Source organism: Caenimonas sedimenti (assembly GCF_007833165.1).
In the GTDB taxonomy this organism is placed as follows: Bacteria; Pseudomonadota; Gammaproteobacteria; order Burkholderiales; family Burkholderiaceae_C; genus Ramlibacter; species Ramlibacter sedimenti.
Genome location: NZ_VOBQ01000008.1, coordinates 48,454 through 73,140, shown reverse-complemented (window position 1 = coordinate 73,140; position 24,687 = coordinate 48,454). Strand labels below are relative to the sequence as shown.

Annotated in this window: 23 protein-coding genes and 1 pseudogene; 4 read left to right on the top strand and 20 right to left on the bottom strand. The window is 66.3% G+C overall.

Features of this window, described 5'->3' with window-relative positions; translation table 11 throughout:
* Positions 1-59: 59 nt before the first annotated feature.
* Both FN976_RS09965 and FN976_RS09960 read left to right on the top strand, forming a co-directional pair.
* Entirely contained in the window at positions 60-743 is a 684-nt protein-coding gene (locus FN976_RS09965; protein ID WP_145892871.1) for a nitroreductase, read from the top strand.
* Positions 744-753: 10 nt separating this feature from the next.
* Positions 754-1,281, top strand: a complete 528-nt coding sequence (locus tag FN976_RS09960) for a flavodoxin family protein (RefSeq protein WP_349291372.1) — start codon at positions 754-756, stop codon at positions 1,279-1,281.
* A 72-nt stretch (positions 1,282-1,353) separates the two neighbouring features.
* Here the strand turns inward: FN976_RS09960 and FN976_RS09955 are convergent, their stop codons facing one another.
* The 10 genes from FN976_RS09955 to FN976_RS09910 all read right to left on the bottom strand — a co-directional run bounded on the left by FN976_RS09955 (position 1,354) and on the right by FN976_RS09910 (position 12,225).
* Positions 1,354-2,526 (bottom strand): ABC transporter substrate-binding protein, encoded by a 1,173-nt coding sequence (locus FN976_RS09955; protein WP_255440277.1) that lies wholly within the window; start codon positions 2,524-2,526, stop codon positions 1,354-1,356.
* Positions 2,527-2,640: 114 nt separating this feature from the next.
* On the bottom strand, positions 2,641-3,849 hold the full coding sequence (locus FN976_RS09950; protein WP_145892868.1) for an ABC transporter substrate-binding protein: 1,209 nt from the start codon (positions 3,847-3,849) through the stop codon (positions 2,641-2,643).
* A gap of 41 nt (positions 3,850-3,890) precedes the next feature.
* Positions 3,891-4,928, bottom strand: a complete 1,038-nt coding sequence (locus FN976_RS09945; protein WP_145892867.1) for a branched-chain amino acid ABC transporter permease — start codon at positions 4,926-4,928, stop codon at positions 3,891-3,893.
* Complete coding sequence (locus tag FN976_RS09940) at positions 4,928-5,800, bottom strand: branched-chain amino acid ABC transporter permease (protein ID WP_145892866.1); 873 nt, start codon at positions 5,798-5,800, stop codon at positions 4,928-4,930. Before FN976_RS09940 ends, FN976_RS09945 begins: the two co-directional genes overlap by 1 nt.
* A complete protein-coding gene (locus FN976_RS09935) occupies positions 5,800-7,668 on the bottom strand; it encodes an AMP-dependent synthetase/ligase (protein WP_145892865.1) in 1,869 nt (622 codons plus the stop codon). The genes FN976_RS09940 and FN976_RS09935 overlap by 1 nt, the downstream gene beginning before the upstream one ends.
* Positions 7,665-8,444: an ABC transporter ATP-binding protein gene (locus FN976_RS09930; protein WP_145892864.1), complete on the bottom strand. Its 780-nt coding sequence runs from the start codon at positions 8,442-8,444 to the stop codon at positions 7,665-7,667. Before FN976_RS09930 ends, FN976_RS09935 begins: the two co-directional genes overlap by 4 nt.
* A 69-nt stretch (positions 8,445-8,513) precedes the next feature.
* Entirely contained in the window at positions 8,514-9,305 is a 792-nt protein-coding gene (locus tag FN976_RS09925) for an ABC transporter ATP-binding protein (protein WP_145892863.1), read from the bottom strand.
* Positions 9,306-9,489: 184 nt separating this feature from the next.
* A complete protein-coding gene (gene badI, locus FN976_RS09920; RefSeq protein ID WP_145892862.1) occupies positions 9,490-10,281 on the bottom strand; it encodes a 2-ketocyclohexanecarboxyl-CoA hydrolase in 792 nt (263 codons plus the stop codon).
* Between the two features lie 12 nt (positions 10,282-10,293).
* Positions 10,294-11,088 (bottom strand): SDR family NAD(P)-dependent oxidoreductase, encoded by a 795-nt coding sequence (locus tag FN976_RS09915; RefSeq protein ID WP_145892861.1) that lies wholly within the window; start codon positions 11,086-11,088, stop codon positions 10,294-10,296.
* Positions 11,089-11,172: 84 nt separating this feature from the next.
* Complete coding sequence (locus FN976_RS09910; protein ID WP_145892860.1) at positions 11,173-12,225, bottom strand: Bug family tripartite tricarboxylate transporter substrate binding protein; 1,053 nt, start codon at positions 12,223-12,225, stop codon at positions 11,173-11,175.
* 72 nt (positions 12,226-12,297) lie between these two features.
* On the opposite strand from FN976_RS09910, the gene FN976_RS09905 reads away from it, so the two are divergent.
* Both FN976_RS09905 and FN976_RS29770 read left to right on the top strand, forming a co-directional pair.
* The gene (locus tag FN976_RS09905) at positions 12,298-13,473 is read left to right on the top strand and encodes an aromatic ring-hydroxylating oxygenase subunit alpha (RefSeq protein WP_145892859.1); all 1,176 of its coding nucleotides are present in this window, start codon (positions 12,298-12,300) and stop codon (positions 13,471-13,473) included.
* Positions 13,470-14,213 (top strand): annotated as a pseudogene (locus tag FN976_RS29770) (SDR family NAD(P)-dependent oxidoreductase); the annotation flags it as partial. The gene FN976_RS09905 and the pseudogene FN976_RS29770, both read left to right, overlap by 4 nt.
* Before the next feature lie 58 nt (positions 14,214-14,271).
* Here FN976_RS29770 and FN976_RS09890 read toward each other — a convergent pair.
* The 10 genes from FN976_RS09890 to FN976_RS09845 all read right to left on the bottom strand — a co-directional run bounded on the left by FN976_RS09890 (position 14,272) and on the right by FN976_RS09845 (position 24,687).
* A complete protein-coding gene (locus FN976_RS09890; RefSeq protein ID WP_145892856.1) occupies positions 14,272-14,604 on the bottom strand; it encodes a hypothetical protein in 333 nt (110 codons plus the stop codon).
* On the bottom strand, positions 14,604-15,824 hold the full coding sequence (gene meaB / locus FN976_RS28815; protein WP_186510807.1) for a methylmalonyl Co-A mutase-associated GTPase MeaB: 1,221 nt from the start codon (positions 15,822-15,824) through the stop codon (positions 14,604-14,606). The genes FN976_RS09890 and meaB overlap by 1 nt, the downstream gene beginning before the upstream one ends.
* Positions 15,824-17,506, bottom strand: coding sequence for an acyl-CoA mutase large subunit family protein (locus FN976_RS09880; protein WP_145892855.1), 1,683 nt, complete (start codon positions 17,504-17,506; stop codon positions 15,824-15,826). The genes meaB and FN976_RS09880 overlap by 1 nt, the downstream gene beginning before the upstream one ends.
* Positions 17,503-17,928, bottom strand: coding sequence for a cobalamin B12-binding domain-containing protein (locus tag FN976_RS09875; RefSeq protein ID WP_145892854.1), 426 nt, complete (start codon positions 17,926-17,928; stop codon positions 17,503-17,505). The genes FN976_RS09880 and FN976_RS09875 overlap by 4 nt, the downstream gene beginning before the upstream one ends.
* The gene (locus FN976_RS09870; protein WP_145892853.1) at positions 17,918-18,508 is read right to left on the bottom strand and encodes a TetR/AcrR family transcriptional regulator; all 591 of its coding nucleotides are present in this window, start codon (positions 18,506-18,508) and stop codon (positions 17,918-17,920) included. Before FN976_RS09870 ends, FN976_RS09875 begins: the two co-directional genes overlap by 11 nt.
* A gap of 109 nt (positions 18,509-18,617) precedes the next feature.
* Positions 18,618-19,811 (bottom strand): MFS transporter, encoded by a 1,194-nt coding sequence (locus FN976_RS09865; RefSeq protein WP_145892852.1) that lies wholly within the window; start codon positions 19,809-19,811, stop codon positions 18,618-18,620.
* Between the two features lie 19 nt (positions 19,812-19,830).
* The gene (locus FN976_RS09860) at positions 19,831-21,000 is read right to left on the bottom strand and encodes an acyl-CoA dehydrogenase family protein (protein ID WP_145892851.1); all 1,170 of its coding nucleotides are present in this window, start codon (positions 20,998-21,000) and stop codon (positions 19,831-19,833) included.
* 20 nt (positions 21,001-21,020) lie between these two features.
* Positions 21,021-22,439: an MmgE/PrpD family protein gene (locus tag FN976_RS09855; RefSeq protein ID WP_145892850.1), complete on the bottom strand. Its 1,419-nt coding sequence runs from the start codon at positions 22,437-22,439 to the stop codon at positions 21,021-21,023.
* 95 nt (positions 22,440-22,534) lie between these two features.
* Complete coding sequence (locus tag FN976_RS09850; protein ID WP_145892849.1) at positions 22,535-23,512, bottom strand: Bug family tripartite tricarboxylate transporter substrate binding protein; 978 nt, start codon at positions 23,510-23,512, stop codon at positions 22,535-22,537.
* Positions 23,513-23,520: 8 nt separating this feature from the next.
* The gene (locus FN976_RS09845; RefSeq protein ID WP_145892848.1) at positions 23,521-24,687 is read right to left on the bottom strand and encodes an acyl-CoA dehydrogenase family protein; all 1,167 of its coding nucleotides are present in this window, start codon (positions 24,685-24,687) and stop codon (positions 23,521-23,523) included.

The following is a 24,687-nucleotide window of genomic DNA, read 5'->3' as shown; positions in this document are numbered from 1 at the left end:
GGGCGGATGTCGGAGTGGCAATTCTGGCGTCCACGCGCACAACACAGGAGACCTAGCCCATGCATGTCGACGATGCCATCCGCAGCCGCAAGTCGGTCCGCCGCTTCCTGCCGACACCGGTGCCGGCCGCGGTGGTCAGCCATGTCCTGCAGGTGGCTGGGCGGGCCCCCAGCGGCAACAACGTCCAGCCCTGGCGGGTGTACGTGTTGGCGGGTGAAGCGCGCGAGCGCCTGTGCGACGACATCGTGAAGGCAGCGCGGGAGGACGCCGACCGCCACCAGCCCGAGTACGCTTACTATCCGACCAGCTGGTTCGAGCCGTACATGGATCGCCGCCGCCGCTGCGGCTTCGGCCTGTACGCCTCGCTGGGCATCGCGCGCGAGGACAAAGTGGCCCGCGAGCAGCAGATGCTGCGCAACTACACCTTCTTCGACGCCCCGGTAGGGCTGCTCGTCACGCTGGACCGGCGCCTGAATACGGGCAGCTTCATGGACGTGGGCATGTTCATCCAGAACGTGATGGTGGCCGCACGCGCCCAGGGGCTGCATACATGCGCCCAGGCGGCTTTTGCCTGGTTCCACGGCATCGCTCGCCAGCACCTGCCGATGAGCGACAACGAGATGCTCCTTTGCGGCATCGCGCTCGGGCACGAGGACCCGCAGGCGCCCGAGAACGCGTTCATCACGGAACGCGCGAGCCTGGACGAATTCGTCAGCTTCCATGGATTCGGGATTCCGGCCTGAAGGGAAAGTGCTGGCGCCTCTACCCACGGACTGCCGGACGCCGCCGCGCAAGACGCTGCTCATCGTTTACCACACGATGACCGGGGGAACGCTGCAGATGGCGCGCGCCGCAGCAACCGGTGCCAGCCAGGAGCAGGCCGTGGACGTGCGGCTGGTGCCTGCCGCGCAGGCCGGCCCGGCCGACGTGCTGGCGGCGGACGGCCTGATCTTCGCCACGCCCGAGAACCTGGCCGCGATGTCCGGCCTGATGAAGGATTTCTTCGATCGCAGCTATTACGCCGCGTTCGAACGCATCAACGGCCGCCCCTACGCGTGCCTGGTCTGCGCCGGCAGCGATGGCAGCAGCGCCGTGCGCCAGATCGAGCGCATCGCCACCGGCTGGCGGCTGCGACGGGTCGCCGATGCGCTGATTGTTTGCACCCACGCACAAGCGCCGGAGGAGATCCTGCGTCCGAAGCACATTGACGCGGCCGATCTGGCGCGGTGCGAACACTTGGGCGCCGCCCTCGCGGCCGGATTGGCCCTGGGCATCTACTGACCGGTCTGGCGTCGATGCGCACAGTGCGTCTGTACAGCGCCCAATGTAGAGATGCGGCCGAACCCGGCTCCTCTACTTGTCGCTGAGGAACTCCGAAGCACGCTCGAACTTGCCGGTGGCGACATCGGCCTTCAGCAGGATCGGACGGGTACCGCTCTGGCGGATATTGGGCCCGAAGGTCAGCGGAGCCATGATTCCGTCGCTGCCGAAGTTCTTGGTCTGTTCCAGCTTCTGCACCAGGCATTCGCGGGTGAGGTTGCGGCCGCAGGCAGTGAGCGCGGATTCCAGCAGCTGCGCAGCGACCATGGCGGTCAGCGAATAGCGGTTCATCGCTTTCACTTCGTCGGCGCTGAGGTACTTGTAAGCCAGCGCATTGAGACGGCCGATGCCCTGGGTTGCCGTGTCGGTGATAGGCGGCACGTAGTCGGCCAGCAGCAGGCCTTCGGCGGCGCTACCCGCCAGGGCGAGCACCGGGCCCAGATGGGATGGATGCGGCGCCAGGCGCACGACGTTCATGCCATTCTTCTGGATTTCCTTGAGCATGGTCGCGGTTTCGGTAATGATGCCGCCGGTAAGCACGAACGTGGCGCCGGCACGCTGCACGGCCAGGACCTCTGCCGAGAAGTCCTTCGCGCCCCGCTTGTAGGAAACGGCGGCGGCACTGCTCAATCCCAGGGCCTTCAGCGCCATGTCGTAGCCGCACTTGACATCGGCACCGTAGTCGTCATCCTGGTAGATGATGGCGAACTTAGAACCCTGGAGCTTTCGCGAGGTGATCAGGTGCTTCATCACGCCATTGATCTCCTGGCAGTAAGTGGCGCCGATGTTGAAAACGGTTTTGCGCGGCGGCGTGAAATGCGCCCCAGCGACGGCGGCAAAATTCAGCGCTGGGATCCGGTTTTCGTCGATGGTCGGCATCATCGCCACGAGGTGCGACGAGCCCGACGTGCCCAGCACGGCGAACACCTTGTCGACGTCGATCAGTTTCTTCAGCGCCTGCACCGAGCGTTGCGGCACATAAGCGTCTTCCTCGACGCGCAGGTCGATCTTGCGGCCGTGGATGCCGCCGCGCGCATTGACATCCTTCTCCCAGACCCGCAAAGCGATCACGGCCGCCTTGCCAATCAGGCTCGGCGGACCCGTTTGCGGAAGGACTGACCCAATGATGATGCGATCGTCCAACACGCCGGGGTCCGCCGCATTTGCCGCTGCAGCCGAAGCGGCCAACACGCCGGAGGCAATCAAGGTACGTACAAGGCGATCAAGAGTAGTTTTCATGCTTTGCTTCCAATTCGCCTCAAAGTGGCGAGGGGTGGTGAATGAATGGATCGTGCGGCTGAGTCAACCGGCTGCGCAACGTCAATACGCGAACAATGACCCGCCCGAGCGGATCATCGTCAACTCGACGTAGTTCGAACCGTGGTGGCGATCCGCCGAGAATCGCAGCTCGTATCCCCCAACATCGAGGCGGGCACCGCTTTCAAGGCCGCTGATGAATTTGTCACGCGTCGGCTCGGTGCCGGCCAGCTTCAGGGCCTGGACGAACGCCCGGGCCGCGACGAAGCCGGTCATCGACGCATAGCCGATATGGGCGTCCTTGCCGGCTGCCTTCATCAGTTTCTGGTGCTCGATGGACACTGGCATCTTCGCACCGGCTGGCGCCGGCATGGTCTGCGCGACAACCACACCCGCTGCGTCTTTGCCCAGTTCGCGTACCAGCAGATTTGTGTCGGCGACGGAAAGCATCAGCAGGCGGACGGCAGGACTGGTCTTTCGGATCTCACGCGCGAACTCGATCGTGGCCTTTCCTGCGGAGAGCACGAGAACGGCCTGCGGACTGGCGGCCGCGATGGTCTTGGCGGCGGTGCCGGCATCGCTCGCATTGGTCTCGACAGATGCAGACACGGCGAGCGAAAGGCCGCGCCGCTTGAGAGCGGCTTCCGCGCCTGCGAGCCCGTCCTTGCCGAACGCGTTGTTCTGATACATCGCGCCGATGTTCTTGATACCGATGGTCGTCAGGTGATTGACCATCTTCTCGGTTTCATCGCCATAGGCCGCAATCACGGTGAAGAGATAGCGGCTTGGTTCCCGCCGAAGGCTGTCGGCACCGGTGAACGCGGCAAAGAGAGGGACTCGTCGTTCGGTGAGCAAGGGCATGACGGTCGCCACCGAGCCCGTTCCCAGGCTTCCGACGATGGCGAACACGCCATCTTCATCCAGCAATTTCCTGGTATTGACCAGAGCACGGTCCGAAAGATAGGCGTCATCCAGCTGGATGAGGTTGATCTTGCGGCCGTGCACCCCGCCGCGGCGGTTGGCGTCATCGATGGCAAGCTTGAAACCTTCTCCATAGTCGGTTCCGATCGCGCCCAATGGGCCCGAAAGCGAGATGCTTTGTCCGATCGTCACGCTCTTCGCCGTCACGCCCACCTCGGCAGCTCCCGCCGGCATCTGGAGGGCCAGCGCCGAGAACGCGGCCGTGACGGCCGCCTTGGCGAGGAACGAAGCGTGGCATCTCGTCGCGAGAGCCTTGACGAAAATGGGCAACTGCTCAAAGGTCAGAGTCATATCTACTCCAGGGTGGTTGGGCGCAGCGACTTCCTGCAGGGTCAGAATCTGAAGGGCCAGTGGGTCCAGAAGTGCTTGATGTCCCGCCAGCGACCGATCAGGCCATCGGGCTCGAAGCGAAGGAACAGCACGATGGCCAAACCGTAGACGATGCCTTTGACTTCGTACACGGCGGTCGACATCGCGCCGGAGCCGATAGCGCTGAACAGCAGCCCCAGGCCTTCATTCAGGCCGAAGATGAATACTGTGCCAAGCAGAGCCCCGGCCACCGAGCCGAGCCCGCCCACGATCAGCATCGACAGCGCCTCGATGGAGATCAGCAGGCTGAAGCTGTCGATGTTGAGGTAGCGGGTGTAGTAGGCCAGCAAGGCACCGGCGATGCCGGTGTAGAAGGCGCTGACCATGAAGGCCAGCAGCTTCCAGCGCACCAGGTCCACGCCCATCGCCCGGGCGGCGATGTCGTGCTCGCGGATGGCGGTGAAGGCTCGGCCGACGCGGCTGCGCAGCAGGTTCAGGGTCACGAAGACGGCCAGCACCAGCACCACCAGCACCACGAAGTAGTAGCCGCGCTCGGCCGCCAGGTCGGTCCCGAACAGGGCCGGTTGCGGCACCGACAGGCCTTCGGAGCCGCCGGTGAGGCCGCCGCCGTTGAGGATGAGATGGTTGATGATGACCGCGAAAGCCATGGTGGTGATCGCCAGGTAAAGGCCTTTCAGGCGCAGGGACGGAATGCCGACCACCAGCCCGGCGAGAGCCGCGCAGACACCCCCGGCCAGGATGCACAGCGGCATCGGCCAGCCCAGCTTGCCTGCCATGATGCCGGTGGCATACGCGCCGACCGCGAGGAAACCGGAGTGCCCCAGCGAGATGAGCCCGGTGGTGCCGGTGAGGACGTTGAGGCCCAGCACGCCAATGGCCGTGATCATCAGCAGCAGCACGAGCGAGACGTAGTACTTGCTCAACAGCATGGGCACCAGCGCCAAGGACACCACGAGCAGCGCCGTCCAGACGATGACCGGCACCGAGTCGGTCAGCGCCAGCAACTGGCGGTAGTCCTGCTTGAAATTGCCGCTGCGCATCAGACTCTTTCGATATCGGGTTTGCCGAACAGGCCGTAGGGCCTCACCATGAGGACGATCAGGATCAGCACGAAGCCGGCGATCTCTTTCATGCCGCGGCCGATGTAGCCTTCCGACATGTTCTCGACGATGCCGATCAGAATGCCGCCCAGCGCCGCCCCGAACACCGAGTCGAGGCCGCCGAGGATGACGGCCGGAAAGCTGCGAAGACCGGTCAGCCACATGCCGGGTTCGAGGTCGTAGATCACCCCCACCAGGACGCCGGCGATGGCGGCCAGACCGGCCGACAGCGCCCAGGAGAGGGCGAAGATGCGCTTGACGTTGATGCCCATCAGCAACGCCACGGTCTGCAGGTTGGCCGTCGCACGCATTGCGATGCCTACGCGCGAGTAGCGGAAGAACACCCACAGCCCGGCCACCACCATGGCCATGATGCCGAGCGCGTGCAGTTGCGCAGGATAGACGCCGGCCGGCCCGAGGCGGATCGGCGTGGTCGACAGCCCGGTGGCCAATGGCATCGGATCGGCGCCCCAGATGAGCACAACGACCGAGCGGATGATGACGGCCAGGCCGATGGTCACCATCACGGTCGAGAACACCGGCTGGCCGAGCATCGGCCGTATCAGCAGCACTTCGACAAGCAACCCGATGAGCATTGACACCGCAACGCTTGCCAGCAGCAGCGGCCAGAAGCCGAGTTTGAAGGTGGCGGCCAGGGTGAAGGCGACGTAGGCCACCAGCATCATCAACTCGCCCTGGGCGAAGTTCACCACCCCGGTGGCGCGATAGATCATCGCGAAACCCATGCCGATGAAGCCGTAGACCAGGCCTGCTGCGATGCCCGACACCAGCAACTGGATGAAATAGTCCATCAGGCGGTGCCTCCACCGTAGATCAGCTCAATCTCGCGGGCGAATTTCTTGCCGATGATCCCGCGCCGCACCTTCTGCGTCGCGGTCAACTCGCCGTCGTCGTGATCGAGTTCCTTCTCCAGGATGAGGAACTTGCGGATGTTCTCGACACGGGCGAAGAGCTTGTTGACGCGACGCACCTCCGCGTCGATCAGCTCGCGGACGTCGGGGAGCTGCGACAGGCTGCGGTACGTGGTGTAGGCCAGGCGGCGCTCCTGCGCCCACTTGCCGACGGTTTCGTAGTCGATCTGCACCAGTGCCGAGAGGAAGTGGCGTCCATCGCCGAGCACGATGGCCTCGCGCACGTAGATGCTGTCCTTGAGCGCGTTCTCGATCTCCGAGGGCGAAATGTTCTTGCCGCCGCTGGTGATGATGATGGCCTTCTTGCGGTCGACGATCATCAGTTCGCCATTGGGCGCCAGCGCCACGACGTCGCCGGTATGCAACCAGCCGTCCTGCACGGTCAGCGCAGTAGCGTTGTCGTCGTGGAGGTAGCCCTTGAAAACCGCCGGGTGCTTGACGATGAGTTCGCCGTCCTCGGCAATCTTCCAGTTCAGGCCCTTGATCGGCGTGCCCGTGGCGCCCAGTCGGCGGGCCCGTTCATGCTGGTGGAAGATCACGCCGCCCGACTCCGTCATTCCGTAGACCTGGTAGACGGGCAGGCCGATGATCCGGAAGAACTTCAGCACCTCGGGAGAAACGCTGGCGCCGCCGCAAAAGCCGCATCGCATGCGGTCCAGGCCGATGAATTTCTGCAGGTTGCGGAACATCAGAAGCCAAAGCAGGGCGAAGTGCAGCCGCTCGGCCAGGGTGCGCTCGCCGTCGCGCTCCTCCGTACGCTCGAACAGGGCCTTGCCGGCCGCGAAGCAGCGCTCGAAGGCCCAGCGCTGCAGCGGCATGGCGTCCTGCATGCGCATCACGATGCCCTGCTGCAGCTTCTCCCAGATGCGCGGGACGCCGAGGAACACCGTGGGCGCGATCTCGCGCAGATTGACCGCCACCGTGTCGATCGACTCGGCGTAGTTCACGACGCCTCCGGTCATGGTGTGCATGACCGTCGAGAAGGCTCGCTCGGCCACATGGCACAACGGGAGATAGCACACCACCTCCATGTTGTGCTGGTCAAGGTTGAAGTGGGTGCGCAGCTGGTCGGTGGTGATCAGCAGGTTGCGGTGCGACAACATGGCGCCTTTCGGCGGCCCGGTGGTGCCGGAGGTATAGACCAGCATGCAGGTGTCGTCGGGCTGCGTGGCGGCGATGCCGTCGTCGAAGGCGCGAGCCTGCTCGGGTGAAGCGGCGGCGTACCCGTCGCCCAGTTCGAGGACTTCGTCGAACGACATCAGCATGTCGCGCGGGTACAGCCGCATGCCCTTCATGTCGACGGCGATGATCCGGGTCACGTCGGGGAGGCCGACCTCGTGCCTGGCGATGGCGTCCAGCACCTTGTCAACCTGCTCCTGGTCGCCGCAGACCACGAAGCGGCTGTTGGAGTGATGGACGATGTACTGCAGCTCCGCCCATGGATTGGTCGGGTAGATGCCGACCACCACGCCACCGATGGCCTGCGTGCCCAGGTCGGCGAACATCCATTCGGGAGTGTCTTCGCTGGCGATGGCCAATCGGTCGCCGCGCCGGAAGCCAAGCGCCAGCAGGCCGAGCGCAAAGCGGCGAGCGGTGTCGTGGTAGTGGCGCCAGGTCAGGCGGTTCCAGATGCCGAGATCCTTCTCGCGGAATGCCAGGGCGTCGGGAGTACTGCTTGCCCAGTGCTGCAGCAGCTTGGGCAGCGTGTGGTCGCCGCCGCGCAGGGCCAGGTCCAGAGATTCGCTCATGCTGCCGCCTTCTGGCCGCCAAGGTAGGCATCGACAACTGCCGCGTTCGCCGAAATGTCCGCAGGCGTGCCTTCAGCGATCTTGCGGCCGAAATTGAGCACGCAGATGCGGTCGGAAATATCCATCACGATGCCCATATCGTGCTCGACCATCAGCACGGTGATTCCCAGTTCGTCGCGGATGTCGAGCACGAACCGCGCGATGTCCTCGGTTTCCTCGGTGTTCATGCCGGAGACCATCTCGTCCAGCAGCAGCAGCTTGGGTTCGGTGGCCAGGGCCCGGCCCAGTTCGACGCGCTTTTGCATGCCATAGGAAAGCGTTCCCACGGGCATGTCGCGGATGTCCTCGATTTCGAGGAAGTCGATGATTTCCTCGACCTTGCGCCGATGCTCGAGTTCCTCGCGCCGCGCGCGGCCGAAGAACCAGGCCGCGTCGAAGACATTACTGCGCATGTGGCAGTGGCGGCCGACCAGCAGGTTCTCCACCACGGTCGCATGCTTGAACACGGCCAGGTTCTGGAAGGTGCGGCCGATGCCGATGGCCGACAAGCGGTGCGAGGCCGTGCCGGTGATGTCGCGGCCCTCGAAGTGCACTGTGCCGCCGCTCGGGCGCACGACGCTGCTGATCATGTTGAAGGTGGTGGTCTTGCCGGCGCCGTTCGGACCGATCAGCGAATAGATCTCGCCACGCCGGACGTGGAAGCTGACGCCGGCCACGGCTTCGACGCCACCGAAACGCTTGGACAGGCCTTCGACCCGCAGGAGGGTGTCGTCCACTTCAGTGACTCCGCCGCACTTCGGGCGGCCGGCGACGCAGGAGAGCGGCGCAAGCGCTTCTGGGATGGGTCATGACAGCCAACGCTTCCGGCGCTTGTAGTGCTTCACGTCGCGCATGTTCTTTCGCGAACCGCCCTCGCCGAAGCCGAGGTAGAACTCGCGCACGTCCTCGTTGCGAAGCATCTTGTCGGCCGGGCCGTCGAGGACGACGCGGCCGTTTTCCATGATGTAGCCGGTGTCGGCGATGGACAGCGCCATCTGCGCGTTCTGCTCGACCAGCAGAATGCTGACCCCGTCCTGCCGGCACAGCCGGGTGACGATGGTGAAGATCTCGTCGCAGATCTGCGGCGCCAGCCCGAGCGTGGGTTCGTCAAGCATCAGGAGTTTCGGTGCCGACATCAGCGCGCGGCCGATGGCCACCATCTGCTGCTCCCCGCCGGACAGGTAGCCTGAGACGATGGCACGCTTGGGCGTCAGGCGCGGGAACGTGGCATAGACGCGCTCCAGGCCGAGCCTGGACTCGGCGACCGAGCGCGTATAGCCGCCCATCAGCAGGTTTTCCTCGACCGTCAGCTGGTCGAACAGGCGCCGGCCCTCGGGCACCATGACGATGCCCGCGCGCACGATGCGGTCGGGCGTCATGCCGGCCAGCGGCTGGCCCTCGAACGTGATCTGGCCACCCTTGACCTCGCCGTCTTCGGGGTAGAGCACGCCACTGATCGCCTTCAACGTCGTGGACTTGCCGGCTCCGTTGGCACCAAGCAGGGCGACGATCTGCTGCGGGCCCAACGCGAGCGACGCTTCGCGAACGGCTTCGATCGTGTTGTCATAGACGATCTGGACGTTGGTCAGAGTCAGCATGAGGATGAGGCGGCGGCGGGTCCGGTCGGGGTGAGCCGCTCCTGAAGCGGCATTGGCGGAAGCAGCCGGGCTGCTCTTGGCGTACTCTAACGTTAGTTAGGGACGCCTGCCCCCGGGGAAACCCGCCGTCCCGCATACGGGCCGTCCGTCGGGGCGGGCATTCCGCCCGACGCGGGGGGGGGGGTCAGGCCTTGCTGGCGCCGAACTTGCGAAAGTCGGGCTTGCGCTTTTCCAGAAACGCGCGAACGCCTTCCCTGGACTCTTCGGTGTTGTAGTACAGGCTGAGCGCCTGCATGCCGAGGCTGCCGATGCCTCGGATGTTCTCGGTCGAGGCGTTGAACGAGCGCTTGGCGATCGCGATCGCGGTCGGGCTCTTCTCGACGATCTCGCGGCCCCACTTGGCGACCTCGGCGTCGAGCTGGTCGTGCGGCACGACCACGTTGCACAGGCCCATCGCGAGCGCTTCCTGTGCGGTGTAGCGACGGCACATGTACCAGATCTCGCGCGCCTTTTTCTCACCCACGACTTGTGCCAGATAGGCCGTGCCCCAGCCGGGGTCGACCGAACCGACCTTCGGCCCGACCTGGCCGAACACCGCCTTGTCGGAAGCGATGGTCATGTCGCACAGCGTGGCGATCACGTTGCCGCCTCCGATGGCGTAACCCTGCACGCGCGCGATCACCGGCTTGGGCACGTCGCGGATCGCGCTGTGGAGTTCCTCGATGGGCAGACCCGCAGTGCCGCGGCCGTCGTACTGGCCGGAGTGAGCCGACTGGTCGCCGCCGGTGCAGAACGCGCGATCTCCGGTGCCGCCGAGCACGATCGCCGCGATATTCTTGTCCCAGCCGGCCTTCATCATGGCGTGCAGCATCTCCTCGACCGTCTGGCCACGAAACGCGTTCATGACCTCGGGGCGGTTGATCGAGATGTAGGCGATCTGATCGCGCTCCTCGTAGAGGATGTCCTGGTAGTTCATGGCGTTGTCCCTTTAGCCGATCATGCTGTAGCCACCGGAGACCGAGAGCACTTGCCCGGTCACGTGACCGGCTTTGCTCGACGCCAGGAAGGCGACGGCGTTGGCAATGTCCTGCGGCCGGCCGACCTTGCGCAACGGCAGCGCCTTGGCGATCTTGTCGAACTGCTCTGGCGTGAACATGCTGTCGGCCTTGCTCCACATGCTGTTGCCGCCGACCTCGTCGGTCGTTTCGGGAATGGTCACGCCGGGGCAGACCACATTGCAGCGGATGCCGTAGCGGCCGTTCTCCTTGGCGATCGTCTTCATGAAGCTGTTGACCGCCGCCTTCACGCCGCCGTAGACCGCCTCGCGCGGCTCGCCCTGGCGGCTGGCGTCGGAACTGATCGAGACAATCGCGCCGCCGTTCTGTTTGACCATCACGTCGAGCGCCGTCTTGGTGCAGTTCAGCACGCCGACGTAGTTGATGTCGATCACCTTGCGCCAGAAGTCGGGCGTCGTCTGTGTGAAGAACATCAGGTTGTCCCAGCCGACGTTGTTGACCAGCACGTCGACCCGCCCATGTTTGTCCGCCGCCGCCTTGAACATGGCCTGGACCTGCTCGAGGCTGGTGACGTCGGTCTTGACCACCTGAACCGATGCGGCGCCGAGTTTGGTCGCGAATTCGGCAGTCTTGTCGGCCTGCGCGGTGTCGACATCGCCGATAGTGATGTGCGCGCCTTCGCCCGCGAACGCCAACACGATGGCGCGGCCGATGTTGGAGCCGCCGCCGGTGACGATGACGGACTTGTCTTTCAGTTCGAGATCCATGGTCTTCCTTTGCCGTGAGAGCGCCTCCGCGGCGCCGGTCCCATAGTATAGCAATCAAACAGGTGTTAGTTTGATATGGGGCCGCTACTCCGCCTTGATTCCGGCAGCCTTGATGACTTTGCCGAAGCGCTCGAGATCGGCTCGGATCAGCGACTTGAACTGGTCCGGGGTGCGGTACGCGACATCCAGGCCCTGGTTCGCCAGTTGCTGTCTCACATCGGGAAGCGTCAGGACCTTGCCGATCGCGGCGGAGATCTTGTCCACGATGTCCTTGGGGGTGCCGGCCGGCGCCAGCACCCCGAACCAAAGCTGAAAGTCGTACTCCGGCAAGCCGGCTTCGGCGAAGGTGGGCACGTCGGGCAGCGCGGCCAGTCGCGCTTTGCCGGTGATGGCCAGCGCCTTGAGGCGCCCGGCCTGGACGTGCGGGATCGACGTGACCGGCGTGTCGAAGTTGAGCTGGATCTGACCGCCGATGAGGTCCGTCAACGCCGGCGCCGTGCCCTTGTAGGGCACGTGCTGCATGCGCACACCGGTCACACTCTTGAATACCTCGGCCGCCAGGTGGGTCGAACTGCCGGTGCCGACCGCAGCGAAGTTCAGCGTGTCGGGCTTGGCCTTGGCCAACGCAATGAACTCAAGCACGTTGTTCGCCGGCACCGCGGGGTTCAGAACCAGCACGAGCTGGGTGGTGACCATGGCGGCCACAGGCGTGAAGTCCCTGACCGGGTCGTAGGGCAGGTTGGCAATGAGGTGGGGCACCGTCGCATGCGTCGACGCCGCCAGCGAGATCGTGTAACCGTCGGGCGGCGATTTCGCAAGGGTGTCGGAGCCGATCACCGTGTTGCCGCCGGGCTTGTTGTCCACCACAACCGGCTGGCCCCAGCTCTCGGCCAGCTTGGCGGCGACGAGCCGCGCTACGTGGCTGGTGCTGCCGCCGGGCGCGTAGGGAACGATGAATCGGATCGGCTTGGCTGGGTAGCTCTGTGCGGTCTGCGCGTGAGCTTGAGCCAGGCAGGCCAACCCGAGCAGGGCGACCGCCGGGAATTGGCGTCTGAACATGGTTCCTCCATTGCCGGTATGCCAGGGCAGGCCGCGCGGCGACACTGCCGGCGGCGCATATCGCGCCCAGCCCACCATCCATTGTATCGTCTACCTATCGTACGTTAGGCGAGCTAAAATCATGGTCCCGCAGTGCATCGGGCGAAAGCTATGAACCGCGACGAACAGGTGGCGCTGATGCGCCAAGCATTCGCCCACATCGACGCCGGCACCACGGATCTGGCCGACGCGGTCAGCTTCAACCCGGTGAGTGCCTATACCTGCCCGCAGCGCCTGGCGCGCGAGTCGGCGCTGTTGTTTCGCAAGTACCCGCTGTTGCTGGGTCTGTCCAACCAGATCCCGCAGCCGGGCGACCACTTCACCGACGACCTCAGCGGCGTCCCGATCCTCGTGGCGCGCGGCAAGGACGGCCGGGCGCGTGCCTTCCACAATGTCTGCCGGCACCGTGGCGCACGGGTGGCCGAAGGCTGCGGGCGGCAGAAGAATTTCGTCTGCCCCTACCACGGCTGGACCTACGGCCTCGAAGGCGAGTTGCGCGGCATTCCCGACCAGCGCAACTTCCCCGGTTTGGACAAGGCTGCCTACGGCCTTGCGCCGCTGCCGCTCGCAGAGCGCCACGGCATGCTGTGGGTGCAGCCCAGCGTCGGCCCGGAGGGCCTGGAGATCGATGCCCAGCGATTCCTGGGCGAACTCGACGCCGAGTTCGCGTCCTTCGGCCTGGCCGGCTACCACCACTATGAGACGCGTGAGATCCGGCGGCAGCTGAATTGGAAGCTGGTCATCGACACCTTCCTCGAGAGCTACCACTTCAGCGTGCTGCATCGCGACTCGGTGGCGCCGCTCTTTCACCCCAACCTATGTCTGTTCAAGCCATTCGGCCTGCACCTGCGCGAGGTGCTGCCGCGGCGCAGCCTGGAGAGCCAGCGCGGCCTGCCCGAAAGCGAGTGGGACCTGATCCCTCACCACACCATCGTTTACGTGCTGTTCCCCAACACTGTCTTTGTCATGCAGGTCGACCACGTCGAGACCTGGCGGGTCTACCCGACACCAGGCAAGGTCGACGAGTGCACCATGTACCTCGACTTCCACGTGCCGAACCCGGTCGACTCCGACAGCGCGCGGCGCCACTGGCAGCGCAACATGGATCTGACCATCCGTACCGTCTGCGAGGAGGACTTCCCCGCCAGCGAAGGCATGCAGCGAGGTTTTGCATCCGGGGCGCAGACCCATGCCACTTACGGGCGCAACGAACCGGCGCTGGCCTACTTCCAACGTACCGTGGCGCAGGCCGTCGGTGAAACCACCCCACCAGGAGACGCAGCATGAGAATGAAGGAACGAGTCGTCATCGTCACCGGCGCCGCGCGCGGCCTGGGCAGAGGCTTCGCCGAGCGGCTCGCCGCCGAGGGCGCGGCAGTGGTGTGCGGCGATCTGCGGCCCTGTGAAGAGACCGTTGCCGCGATCCGCGGCGCGGGCGGTCGCGCTATGGCCGTGCGTCTGGACGTGACCGACATGGCGTCTTGCCTGGCCTCGGCCGAAACGGCCGTGGCCGAGTTCGGCCGGCTCGACGGGCTGGTGAACAACGCTGCGCTGTACGCCGACATCAAGGGTGCCCGCTTCGACCAGATCGAAGAGAAGCAGTGGGACGCGGTGATGAACGTCAACGTGAAGGGCATCTGGCAGATGTGCAAGGCAGCCGTGCCGCATGCGCAAGACCGGCGGCGGCAGCATCGTCAACATCTCGTCGCTGGCCGCCGTGCATGGCATGGCGTATGCCATCGACTACGGCGTGTCCAAGGCGGCGGTCATCGGCATCACGCGCTGCCTGGCGCGCGAACTGGGGCGCGACTGGATTCGCGTCAATTCAGTGGCGCCGTCGCTGGTGCTGACCGAGGGAACGACGAGCTACTTCGGCGCAAAGCACGAGCAGGTGACCAAGGCCATCGCCGGAAGTCAGGCGTTGCAACGCAACCTGGAGGCTGTTGACCTGGTCGGCACCATTGCCTTCTTGCTGTCGACCGACAGCCATTTCATGACCGGACAGACCTTGATGGTCGATGGCGGCACTGAGTTCCTGTAGGCCAACGGGTGCCGAACATCGTGTCGGCAGCAGCCCTTGGCGTCTTCAGGCGCGTGCGAGGGCGGCATGGGCGCCTCGGGCGGTGCCGAGCCCCACGCCCACCCTTTCGGCCTCGGCAAACAGGCCGCGGAGGGCCCCATCCGCCACTTGCGATGCCACCTCGCCGCAATAGGCCCAGTCGGACGCCGGGACGACCGCACCGACACGCACCGCGGCCAGCAGCCGCAGTAACGCCAGGCGGCGGTGCCCCATCGCCACGCTGCGTGACAGCAAGGCCAGCGCACTCGCCTGTGCGGCCGCCGCGGCCGGCGCACACGCGTCGGGGCGGGCGCCTGCGGCCAGGGCACGTTTGAACAGACGGATCGGCGGGCGGGCCATCAGTTCAGCGGTGTGAAGTCCGGCCGGTCACCCGGCGCGGCGACCGGCACCGGCTTGCCGGTGATGTAGACCGTTCCCGACACGCAGGCGATGTGCGCCTGATCACCAGCACGCTTCACGTCGACACGGTACACGCCGACCTTGCGCGAGCGCGACACCTCGGTGGCATGCGCCACCAGCCAGTCGCCCGGCTCGACGCCGGTCGAGATGCTGATGTTGCCGTCGATCAACGCGGCGATCGTGCCGTGGGAATTGCAGGCCAGGCCGAGCGCCATGTCGGCCAGGGAGAAGATGGCGCCGCCGTGGCAGCGGCCGTTGAAGTTCAGATGCTGCGGCCCCACCCTCATGCGCACGGTGGCCGTGCCACGAGCGGCGGCCACGAGTTCGAGCCCCAGATGCCTGCCGTAGCCGTCGGCGGCGATCGAACGCCCGACCAATTCGCGCGCAGCGCGGTCCTCAGTGGCGGCGTGGCGGCTGCCGCGCTGCGTGCGCTGTTCCAGCCAGTCGACCAGTTCGCGCAAGCCTTCGCCGGTGGCCGCGATGGTGCGCAAAACCGGCGGCGTGGCAGCCGGGCCGCGGCGCAGCGTGAGCATCGACAGCAGTTCATTCTCGGTTCTCTGGGCGTCGGGCAGGTCGGCCTTGCTGACTACGAAGGCGTCGGCAATCTCCAGCACGCCGGCCTTGATGGCCTGGATGTCGTCGCCCAGCCCGGGCGGGCAGACCACCAGGCGGGTGTCGGCGATGCGCGTGACCTCGACCTCGGACTGGCCGGCGCCGACGGTTTCGACGATCACCGTGTGGTAGCCGGCGGCATCGAAGACATCGACGACGTCGCTGGCCGAACGTGCCAGCCCGCCCAGGTGGCCGCGCGACGCCAGCGAGCGGATGAATACCCCTTCGTCGGCCTGGTGCTCGCCCATGCGGACGCGATCGCCGAGCACGGCGCCGCCGGTGAAGGGGCTGGACGGATCGACCGCGACCACCGCCACCGTGCGGCCGCGCCCGCGCAACTGCCTGATCAGGCCCGACACCAGCGTGGACTTGCCGCCCCCCGGTGGCCCGGTGACGCCGACGACATGCGCGCGGCCCACGTGCGCGGCCACCCCGGCGCGGACGGTGTGCGCGGTGTCGCTGTCGTTTTCCAGCGCCGTGATCGCGCGCGCCACCGCGCGCCGGTCGCCTGCCAGGATGGCTTCGAGCGAGTTCGTTCGGGCGTTCATCAAACGATCGTCAAGGGCTGACCGAAGCCCAGTTCACGACGCAGCGTGGCGCAGATCTCCCCATGCGTGGCGCAGGCTTCGGCCGCGGCGACGACCTGCGCGAAGACGTTGTCCCGCTTCGACTGCGCGGCCGCGGCCAGCGCAGCGAGCGCCTTCTCCACCGCAGAGGCGGAGCGTTCGGCCTTGAAGGCCTTGAGTCGGGTCAGGTATTCGTCCATGCGCGCGCGGTCCGGGTAGTCGAGCGCGGGATAGGCGGTCGAGTCTTCCTCGACGGCGTACTTGTTGACACCGACCACGGTCTCCTCGCCGGCGTCGACGCGCTTCTGGAAGGCCAGCGCCGAGTCGCCGATCATCTTCTGCACCAGGCCCTGTTCAACCGCCTTGTACATGCCGCCCGCGGCGTCGATTCGGTCGATGATGGCTTCGATCTTCTGCTGCATCGCGTCGGTCAACGACTCGACGTAATACGAGCCGCCCAGGGGGTCGATGACGTCGGTGAGGTGGGCTTCCTCGCGCAGGATGTTCTGCGTCGCCACGGCGATGCGCGCGGCTTCCGTCGTGGGGGTGGAGAACACCTCATCGTAGCCATCGGTATGCAACGACTGCAGGCCGCCAAAGATGCCGGCCATGGCCTGGGTGGTGACGCGGGCGATGTTGTTCAGCGGTTGCTGGCGCGTCAGGTCCACGCCCGACGTCTGGCCGTGGAACTTGAAGCGCCAGGAGCGTGGGTCCTTGGCGCCGAAGCGCTCGCGGCATAGCTTGGCCCAGATGCGTCGGCCGGCGCGGAACTTGGCCACTTCTTCGAACAGGCTGACCGAGATGTCGAAGAAGAAGGTGAAGCGCGGCAGGAAGCGGTCGGGGTCCATGCCCGCGGCGATGCAGTCTTCGGCGTACTGGATCGCCGAGCACAGGGTGAAGGCCATCGCCTCCGCCGGCGTGGCCCCCGCCTGCTGCATGTGCTGGCCGACGATGGACAGCGGGTTCCAGCCCGGCACCTGCTCGTTGGCGAAGGCGATGTGGTCGACCACGATGCGCCGCGCGCCCTGCAGCGCGATGCGGAAGAACATGTGGTTGGCGACGAAGTGCGAGATGCAGTCGCTCTGGTTCGAGGTGCCGGTGATGCGCGTCCAGGGCACGCCGCGCCGCTTGGCCACCGCCAGTTCGAAGGCCAGCAGGGTGAACGGCGAAGGGTCGTTCATGGCCGTGGACAGCTCGCCGATGGGCACGCCGTCGAGCGCGCGGTCCATGTCGCCGACGTGATTGATCACCGTGCCGCAGGTCCCCAGCAACTCGGCCGGAACCTCGTCCGCGTCGTAGCCGCGGAAGACCGAGTTGCACGGGATGAGCGACAGCGCCGACGCGCCGAGCGCCAGCATCTCCTTGACCCGGCTGTTGTAATCCTCGGGCACCCCCAGGCCGATGAGCTGGCGCTGCGACCAGCTGCGCCCCCGGTACATCGTGGGGTAGATGCCACGGGTGTAAGGGTACTCGCCGGGGAAGCCCAGGCTGTCTGCATAAGCCGTGCCCGACCAGTCGCGCGGCGTGTATAGCGGCTTGATTTCGACGCCGGACCGATTGCGCAGCGGCTCGGGTTGTCCGGCACCGGCGGCAAACTCCTGTTCCCAGCGGACCTGGGCCTGCGACAGGTCGGTTGCGGCGATTTGCGAAACGGGCTTGTTCATGTGGCGGCTCCTTGGCGGGCGTGGCGCGCGGCGGCCAGCGCGCGCACAGTGGTGACGATGTCGTCGAGCGCGGCGCCGGGGTGGAAGACCTGGGCTACGCCGGCCGCCAGCAGCACCTTCTCGTCCTTGGCGGGCACGATGCCCCCGACGATGACCTGGATGTCGGCCAGCCCGGCGGCGCGCAGCGCGTCCATCAGCCTGGGCACGATCAGGTGGTCGGTGGCCAGTGACGAGATGCCGATGACGTCGGCGTCCTCTTCCATCGCCAGCTTGACGACGGTGGGGATCTCCTGCCACGGCGGGGTGTAGATCACCTCCATGCCGGAATCACGCAGGCAGGCGGCGATGACGCGGCTGCCGCGATCATGACCGTCGAAGCCGATCTTGGTGACGATGACCTTGGGCGGGCGTTCATGCTGCATGTTGTGCTTCCTTCAGGAGCCCCACGAATTTGCGTGCCAGGCTGCGCGGGGTCTCGCGGCCTTGCGGATCGAACCAGAAGCGCGCCCAGTTGAGCGCACCGAGCAGCATCAAGCGAAGCGCGTGCCGGTCGGTCCCTGCGGGCAGGGGCAGGGCGGCCACCAGCTCGCGGAACACCTGCTCGTAGCCGGCGCGCAGCGTACGCAGGCGTTCGGCCACCGGCGGCACGTCCTCGGGCAGTACCCGGATCAGCACCTGCGCGTAGTCGCTGCTCTTGAGCACGGTCTGCAGGTGCGCCAGGCAGGCGGCTTCGAGCCTCACCCAGGGTTCGGCGCTCGGCTTCAGGGCCGCGTGCACGGCACCCTCCAGCTCGCCGACACCGGCTTCGTAGACTGCGACCAGCAGCTCTTCCTTCGACGCGAAGTGGTAGTAGACCGAGCCCGGCAGCATCTTCACGCCCAGCGCGATGTCGCGCATCGAGGTCGCGGCATAGCCGCGCTGGGCGAACAGGTTCGCGGCCACGTCCAGCAGGCCTTGCAGGCGGCTGTCGGAGCGGGGCGCGCGCAGCGGGCGGGAGGACATGGGGCGTTGACCAGCTAGCAGTTGAAAAACAATCGTTCGTTTGTTTTAAGCATGAACCAAAAGGCTGCGTTCGTCAAGAATCTTGGACAGCTGCGGGCAGGAACAGATGTCAGCCGGCCTGCCGTCGGGTGCGCCGCATCAGGGCCAGGCCACAGAGCAGCGCGGGGGCCGCGAAGGCCATGAAGGCAGCGCCGTAGCTCATGCCTGCCAGGACCATGAATGAGAAGGCCGGAGGGCCGGCAAGCACGCCGGCGAAGGTGACGAACAGCGCCCCTGCGGTTGCGACGCTCACGGCGCCGGCTGGTGCGCGCCGCGCTACCTCGGCCAGGTACACGCCGTTCCAGCCGATGGCGCTCGCGCCGAACACCGCGTAGAGCAACAGGAGCAACGGCGTGGGCCAAGCGCCGGCGAACGCGCTGACGAACGCGCACAGGCCCATCAGGCATCCCATCGCACCCATCACCCTGCGCGGCTCTCCACTGCGGTCGGCCAGGTCGCCTGACACCAGGCGCCCTGCAATGCCCGCTGCCTGCGTCACCGCCAGCGTCAGGCCGGCCTGCACCAGGCTGTAGCCTTGCTCGGTGGTCAGGTAGGTCACCAAGTAGGTGCCCAGGCACAGCTGCAATGCCGCGTAGCAGAATGAACTGAACGCCAGCGGTCGAAGGGCGGGGTCGGCCAGGGCCATGCGCGCGGGCTCGGCCAAGCTGTCCAGACCGACACGGGCGCCGGCCTGCCGGTCGGTGTCGAAGGCGGCGCGCAACGGCTGCAGCGCAAGCGCCAGCATCGCGCACGTGCCGGCCACCACCCACACCGCCACGCGCCACCCACCCCAGAGCACCAGCGGTGGCAGCAAGGCCCCGGCCAGTACAGCACCCAGGGGAACGCCGGTCTGCTTGAGCGAGAAGATCTTGGACCGATGGTGCGGCGATGCCACGCGATTCAGCAGGTGCGAGCTGGCCGGGTTCAAAGGGCCATAGCCCATGCCCAGCATGACCGCCGCGGCAGCCATGCCGGCGACGTGGCCAGTGCCGAGGAGGCAGGCGCCTGCGCAGGCGCTGAGCAAACACAGTTGGCTCAACCGCAGAGCGCCCCAGCGCCGCACCAGCGCGCCACTGATCAGCCCGGACGCCATGCTGGTGGCGTAGATCAAGGCGACGTACAGCCCCAGCCACGAGAACGGGGGGCCCGATTCGGCAACGACCGCCGGCGCCAGCACGGGCAGGGTGACGGTGGCCATCGACAGCACGGCCTGCGCGGCCAACATCGCAGCCACCGGCATCACCACACCGGAGTTGACGCTCATGCCCCGCGTCGCCGTCGGCTCATGCCGGATACCGTTGTATCAGCTGCCGAGCGATGATGAGGCGCTGCATCTCGTTGGTGCCTTCGCCGATCAGCAGCAGCGGCGCGTCGCGGTAGTAGCGCTCGACGTCGAACTCGGGCGAGTAGCCGTAGGCACCGTGGATGCGCATGCATTCAAGCGCGTTGTCCATCGCCGCCTCGGTCGCGAAGTACTTGGCCATGCCAGCTTCCATGTCGCAGCGCTCGCCGCGGTCGTAGGCACGCGCCGCGGCCTCGACCAGCAGCCGCGCGGCTTCGACCCTGGTGCCCATCTCGCCGAGCTTGAGCTGAATGGCCTGGTGTTCGCAGATCGGCTTGCCGAACGTCTTGCGCTGTTGCGAATAGGCCACTGCATCGCGCAGCGACGCCGTGGCCACGCCCAGGCCGCGGGCCGCCACGTTGATGCGGCCGAGTTCCAGCCCCGACAGCACCTGCTGCAGGCCCCGCCCTTCGACGCCGCCGATCAGCCGGTCAGCCGGCACGCGGTAGTTGTCGAACTGCAGCTCGCAGGTGTCGATGCCGCGATAGCCGAGCTTCTTCAGCTTGCGCGTGACGACGAAACCTGGGCCCTTCTCGGTGATGAACAGGCTCATGCCTTTGTGCCGCGGCTCGGCCTGAGGGTCGGTCTTGACGAGCAAGGCCAGGCAGCCGCCGTGCAGGCTGTTGGTGATCCAGGTCTTGCTGCCGTTGATGACGTAGTGGTCGCCTTCGCGCACGGCGCGCGTGCGGATGGCCTGAAGGTCGGTGCCGGCATCGGCCTCGGTCAGGCCGATACCGCCGCGCAGTTCACCGCTGGCGAAGCGCGGCAGCAGATCGCGCTTTTGTGCTTCGGTGCCGCTGCGCAGCACCGTCGCGGCCATGATGAGGTGCGAGTTGATGATGCCCGAGATCGACATCCACACCGACGCGATGCGAGCCACCACCGCGGCGTAGGTCGCGGTCGACAGGCCCAGGCCGCCGTACTCGGCCGGGATGATGCAGCCGAACAGGCCCATCTTCTTCATCTGCTCGACGATCTCGGCCGGGTACTCGTCGGCCTGCTCCAGGCGTTTGACGTGCGGCCGCACCTCGGTCTTCAGGAACCGGTCGATGGCGTCGAGGATCTGGGTATCGTGGTCGTGGTCGTGGTCGTGGTCGTGGTCGGTGGCCATGGCGAATCCGATGGAGGGTGTCAGCCGCGCGCGGCCAGAGCGCGCTGGATGTCGATCGCCGCGCAGTCGCGGTCGATCGCCAGCACCAGGTCGCGAACGCGTGCCGCACGGCCCGCGGAGGCGACGAGCGCCATGTTGTCCATGAACTTGCGCTCGACGTCGGCGTTGCTGATCGGCCGGTCGGCAGCACCGCGGTTGATGTGCTCGCGGTGTCGCAGTTCGCGCCCATCGTTCAGCGTCACGACCACTTCGCCGGAGTAGTAGGTCGGGAACGGCGAATCGGGGTCGATCTCGTACTCGACCTTGGCGGCCAGCGCCAGCACCTGCTCATCACGCAGCGCGGCGTCGTCAAGTTCGGTCAGGCCGAAGCGGCCCTTGGCCAACGCGGTGGCCACGGCATAGGGGATGCTGAACTGCGCGTCGTAGCTGTTCTGCGGGCGCTTCTTGGTCGCGACCGGCTCGCACACGGTCTTCACGACTTCCGCGGGCACCAGCGCGCGCACAGCCGCGATGTCGGCCACGCGCAGTCCGTGGCGCTCGCGCAGGATCGCCGCCGCGTCGGCGCAGGCGTGCGTGAAGTGGCAGGCCGGCAGCGGTTTGACCGTGACCTTGGCAAGTTCCCAGACCTCGCCCAGGTCGGCGGTCGCCAGGCTCAGGTCGCAGTCCTTGGCGAGCGGGCCGAGGTAGCTGTTGAAGACGCCGAAGCGGCCTTCATAGGGGCGGTCGGGGCCCTTGAAGCCATGCCGCGCCATGGTCGCCGCGGTCAGGCCGGCCACGGCCGCCCAGCCTGGATGCATGCGCTTGGTCCAGGCACCGTCCTGCAGGAACTCCAGGCTGCCCGAGGCCACCGACAGCGTGATGCCCTGGGCCATTGCCAGCTGCGCAGGATTCAGGCCGAACAGACGCCCGGCGACCAGCGTGCAGGCAAAGGCGCCGATCAGGCCGGTGGGGTGAAAACCCACTTGGTGGAAGCCGCCTTTCGCAACCGACGCCAACCGCGTGCCAACCTCCATGCCGGCGACGTAGGCGGTGAGCATGGCCTCGCCGTCGAGCCCGGCCTGCGCGGTGCAGCCCAGCGCGCACGGGAAGGTGCTCGCGGTGGCGTGGATCACGCCGGCCGCATGCGTGTCATCGTAGTCCAGGCCATGGATCAGGATGCCGTTCATCAGCATCGCATCGCGCATCGAGAGTTTCGTCGCCAACCCGATCACCGGCGTCTTGCCGGCGCCGGCCGAGAGTTCGGTCATCGCCGACAGCGAGCGATGTGCGAAGTCATAGTGGGTCGAGGCGTGGGCGATGCCTACCGCGTCGAGGAGCAGGTGGCGAGCCCGTTCGAGCACCGCCGCCGGAACCTGCTGAGGTGTCAGATCGGCGACGAATGTCGCCAGCCTGGCGGCGATGGTCGGGCCGCTGACCGATGGGGTGGGGGAATTCGACATGTCCGGCCTTTCGATATCGGTTGCCGCCGCCGTGGTCTGGGCGCCACGGAAGGCGACGGCCAGTGCGGGCGATCATGGCGCAGTTCGTGATCGAATCACTCAGCCTTGATCCTGGCGCTGCGGACAATGACGCCGAAACGCTCGTAGTCGGTCTGGATGGTTTGCGCGAAGGCATCGGGGCTGCTGGCGACGACCTCGAAGCCGAGCCCGATCAGCCGCGCCGTCATGGCCGGCTCGCGGATGATGGCAACGATCTCCCGGTTCAGCTTGTCGACGATTTCCCTGGGCGTTCCCGCAGGGGCGAGAAAGCCGACCCAGACCGACAACTCCTGGTTGGCCACCCCCGACTCTGCGAACGTCGGCACGTCGGGCAAGGTGGGGGAACGCCGTGGCGCGGCCAGGGCAAGCGGTCTGAGGGCCCCGGACTTGACATGCGGTGCCGCCAGCGGAACGTCGGCGAACGACACCTGCACCTGGCCGGCCACGACATCGGCGATCGCCGGCGCGCTGCCGCGGTAGGGCACGTGCACCATGTCGATGCCGGTGGCGGCCTTGAACGATTCACCGCCCAGGTGGCCGGCACCGCCGTTGCCGGACGTAGCGAAACTGAAGCCGCCGGGCTTGGCGCGCGCCAGCGCCATGAACTCGGCCAAGCTCTTCGCCGGCACCGACGGGTTCACGAACAGGCCCATCGCGATGGTGGTGGCGTGGACTACCGGCGTGAAGTCCTTCACCGGGTCATAGGCCAGCTTGCTGTAGACGTGGCCGTTGATGGCATGGCCCACGTTCACCAGCAGCAGCGTGTAGCCGTCGGCCGGCGCCCGCGCCACCATTGCAGCGCCCATGCTGCCGGCGCCCCCGGGCTTGTTCTCGACCAGCGTCGGCTGTCCCCAGCGCTCCTGCAGACGGCGGGCGATGTCGCGGGTCAGCACGTCGGTGCTGCCGCCAGCCGGAATAGGTGCGATGAAGCGGATGGGTCTGCTCGGGAAGTCGGCAACTGGTTCGGCACGGGCCGCCTGCGGCCCCAGCGCGATCAGCAACACGGCGAACGCGAGTTTCAGCGTGTGGGTCATCGATGCTCTCAGTACGACCGCGGCAGACCCATCACATGCTCGGCGATGTAGTTCAGCACCATCTCGCGGTTCAACGGAGCGGTGCGCAACAGACGCACCAGGCCGTACAGGTCGTAGATCCCGTACTCCTTGGTGAAGCCGTTGCCGCCGTGCGTCTGGATGGCGGCATCGACGGCATGAATTCCGGCCTCTGCACCGGCGTACTTGGCGATGTTGGCGAACTCGCCCGCCGGCTGGCCCTGGTCGAACGCCCAGGCAGCCTTCAGTGCCATCAACGAGGCCATCTCGATCTCGCTGCGTGCCATCGCCAGCGGATGCTGCACGCCCTGGTAGGCGCCAATCGGCGTCTTGTTGAATACCTTGCGGTCGTTGGCATAAGCCACCGCCTTCTTCAGCGCGAAGCGGCCGATGCCGGTGCACATCCCTGAGAGGATGATGCGTTCCGGGTTGAGCGTGTCGAACAGGATGCCGAAGCCCTTGTCCACCTCACCCAGCACGTCGTCCTCCGTCAGCGGCACGTCGTCGAAGAACACCTGCCACTGCGTCTCGGGTACCGGAAAGGCGACCGGGATCAGCGTCATGCTGATGCCCTTCTTCTTCATGTCGACCATGAAGATCGTGAAGCCGTCGGTCTTTTTCTTCACGTCCGAGCGCGGCGTGGTGCGTGTGATGACCATCGCGTAGTCGGCGCGGTTGGCGTCCGTGATGAAGACTTTCTGCCCGGTCATACGGAAGCCGCCCTTGCCGTCCGGCTTCGCGATCGTGGTGATCTCCATCGAGTTCGAGCCGGCGTTGGGCTCGGTGATGGCGAAACAGAACTTGATGTCGCCGGAGCATCCGCCCGGCAGCAGGCGGCGCTTCATGGTCTCGCTGGCGTGCTTGGCCAGCAGGCCCATGGTCATGGTGGGGCCCACAACCAGGTTCAGCAGCGGGATGCCGTTGTTGGCGAGCCCCTCCATGAACAGCAGCATCTCGGTCATGCCTTGGCCGGCACCGCCGTAGGCCTCGGGCACCATGATGCCGAGGAAACCGTCGTCGGTGATCTGCTTGTACAGCTCGGCCGGCGGTTCGCTCTTCTCCGCGTAGGCCTTCCAGTACTTGTGGTCGAAGCGTTGCGACACGCGGTCGCCGTACTCGTAGACCATGCGTTGTTCCTGGGTGAGCGCGAAATCCAT